This window comes from Kitasatospora sp. NPDC048296, assembly GCF_043201815.1.
Classification (GTDB): domain Bacteria; phylum Actinomycetota; class Actinomycetes; order Streptomycetales; family Streptomycetaceae; genus Kitasatospora.
This window is the reverse complement of the sequence record NZ_JBICZB010000199.1, coordinates 1-1,779: the sequence shown is the minus strand read 5'-3', so window position 1 is coordinate 1,779 and position 1,779 is coordinate 1. Positions and strand designations below refer to the sequence as shown.

Annotated in this window: 1 protein-coding gene; it reads left to right on the top strand. The window is 66.9% G+C overall.

The features are described from left to right. Positions 1-66 precede the first annotated feature (66 nt). Positions 67-1,767, top strand: coding sequence for an ISAzo13 family transposase (locus ACGF12_RS38450; RefSeq protein ID WP_393041271.1), 1,701 nt, complete (start codon positions 67-69; stop codon positions 1,765-1,767). The last annotated feature ends 12 nt before the right edge of the window (positions 1,768-1,779 follow it).

Sequence of the window (1,779 nt, the reverse complement as noted above, 5' to 3'; positions counted from 1 at the left end):
GACCCGTAAGGAAACTACTGCTGGTTTCGGGTTAACTCCACGGATCGGCATGGTAGATGAGCTGCTGTGGCGATCCCGGATGATGTCCTGGCGGTGTTGGATGCGAAGTTCGTGGCGGTGTTGCCGCATCTGGACGAGCGGCAGCGCCGCTTGTACCTGGCCTCGGAGGCCGAGGCTCTGGGGCATGGTGGGATCGCGGCCGTAGCCAGGCTGACGGAGGTGTCGGAATCGACCATCGCCCGGGGATGCGAGGAGCTCGCGGGCGGGGCGGAGGTCCTGGGGCGGGTGCGCCGACCCGGCGGCGGGCGCAAGTCTGTCGCTGAACGCGATCCTGATCTGGTGGCGGCGCTGGAGTCGTTGATCGAGCCGCGGGAGGTGGGCGACCCGGTCTCGCCGCTGCGCTGGACCACAGCATCGCTTCGGGACCTGGCCCGGGAGTTGACTGAGGCAGGGCATCCGGTCAGCGCCCCGGTGGTGGGCGACCTGCTGCGCGGGTTGGGCTTCAGCCTGCAGGGCATGGCCAAGACCCGGGCCGGCAGTCACGTGCCCGACCGCGACGCCCAGTTCCGCCACATCAACACCGCCGTCGAACACTTCCTGGAGCAAGGTCTGCCGGTGGTGAGCGTGGATGCGAAGAAGAAGGAGCCGATCGGTGACTTCGCCCGTTCCGGCCGCACCTGGCGTCCCAAAGGCGAGCCGATCACCGCCCCGGACCACGACTTCCTGGACCCCGACACCCCGATCGCCATCCCCTACGGCGTCTACGACCTGGGACGCGACACAGGCTGGGTCAACGTGGGTACCGACCGCAACACCGCCGCCTTCGCTGTGGAGTCACTTCGCCGCTGGTGGAACCGCCAAGGGCGCCTCGACTACCCCGACGCCACCCGTCTGCTGATCACCGCCGACTCCGGAGGAGCCAACTCGGCCGACTCCCACCTGTTCAAGAACGACCTGGCCACCTTCGCCGACGAGTGCGGACTGAGCATCACCGTCATGCACTTCCCGCCCGCGACTTCAAAATGGAACAAGGTCGAACACCGACTGTTCTCCCGGATCACCCACAGCCTGCGCGGCCAGCCGCTGACCAGCTACGAAGTACTGCTCCAGACCATCTCGGCCACCCGCACCAGCACCGGACTGACCGTCAAAGCCGTCCTCGACGACAACGAGTACCCCACCGGCCGGACACTCACCAAGGCCGAACGCGCGGCGATCCTGCAGCGTGTCGCCCGCGACGACTTCCACGGAGAGTGGAACTACACCATCGCCCCCCTCCACCCCGGACAGGAACTGCCAGTCGAGCCGGAACAGGCGAAGGCACCGCCGATTCCGGCCGAGGCCACCTTCCTGCTCACTCATCCGGCCCTGACCGGCATGTCCCGCGAGCAGTTCGACCAGCTCGTGGAAGAACTCGAGCCCTTCCGCCGGGTCCTGGCAGAGACCGAGCGCGAGAAGAGGAAGGGTATCAACCGACGCGGATACAACCCCGGGGTCGGCTCCGTCGACCACCGCCACCGCGTACTGGTCGCCGTCCTGCACCACCGCAACACCGTCACCCTGACCCTGGCCGCCCAACTGCTCGGTCGAGTACCCACGAGCCTGAACTACCACGCACACCGCACCAAGCCGCTGCTCGCCTTCGCCACCCCAGGCATCGCCGCAGCCCTGGCCCATCCCCGGCGGACCCACCCACCCCGCACGATCGACGCCCTCCAGAACGCAATCACACAGTACGAAGACGAGATCAAATCAGGCAGTAAATAATTGACGAGTCCT